This window comes from Arthrobacter mobilis, from assembly GCF_012395835.1.
GTDB classification, from domain to species: Bacteria; Actinomycetota; Actinomycetes; order Actinomycetales; family Micrococcaceae; genus Crystallibacter; species Crystallibacter mobilis.
Map to the genome: position 1 here is coordinate 1 of NZ_JAAZSQ010000090.1, position 690 is coordinate 690.

The following is a 690-nucleotide window of genomic DNA, read 5'->3' on the forward strand; positions in this document are numbered from 1 at the left end:
GCCGTTGGAAAGCACGGCTTCGGCCAGAGCCTTAACGGTGAGGTCGGCCCCGGCAAGGAGGGCTGCCCAAAGCAGCAATACCGTCCTGAACCGTCGGGCCGACCGAACCGGTACGACGGGCAGGGCGGTTGCGTCGGTGCTCATACTGACGGTTCCAGTGCAGGGGAGGGCTGGGCGGACGTGAACGCGGTCTTGCGGCTGATCCGGCCGGCCCGGACGCCATTGGCGATGACCACGATTTCGGCCAGTTCGTGGATCAGGACCACGGCGGCCAGGCCGAGGATTCCGAACAGCGCCAGAGGGATCAGCACAGCGATCAGCAGCAGGGACAGCCCCACGTTCTGGAGCATGATGCGCCGGGTCCTGCGTGCATGGTCCAGCACCTGGGGCAGGTGGTTCAGGTCCTCGCCCATCAGGGCGATGTCGGCGGTTTCGATCGCGACGTCGGTGCCCATGGCACCCATGGCGATGCCGGTGTCGGCGGTCGCCAGGGCTGGGGCGTCGTTGACGCCGTCCCCGACCATCGCGGTGGGCTGGCGGTTCTGGAGCGTCCGGATGATTTCCGCTTTGTCCTCGGGGCGAAGGTCGGCGTGAACCTCGGTGATGCCCGCGGCCTTGCCCAGCGCGGTGGCTGTGATGAGGTTGTCGCCGGTGAGCATGGCCGTGGTGTAACCCGATGCGCCGAGCCTG

General features: G+C 67.7%; 1 protein-coding gene. It reads right to left on the reverse strand.

Annotated elements, in window-relative coordinates; all coding sequences use genetic code 11:
• Nucleotides 1-140 precede the first annotated feature (140 nt).
• Nucleotides 141-690 (reverse strand): HAD-IC family P-type ATPase (locus HGG74_RS21010; protein WP_168489479.1); only part of this gene is annotated, 550 nt, incomplete at its 5' end.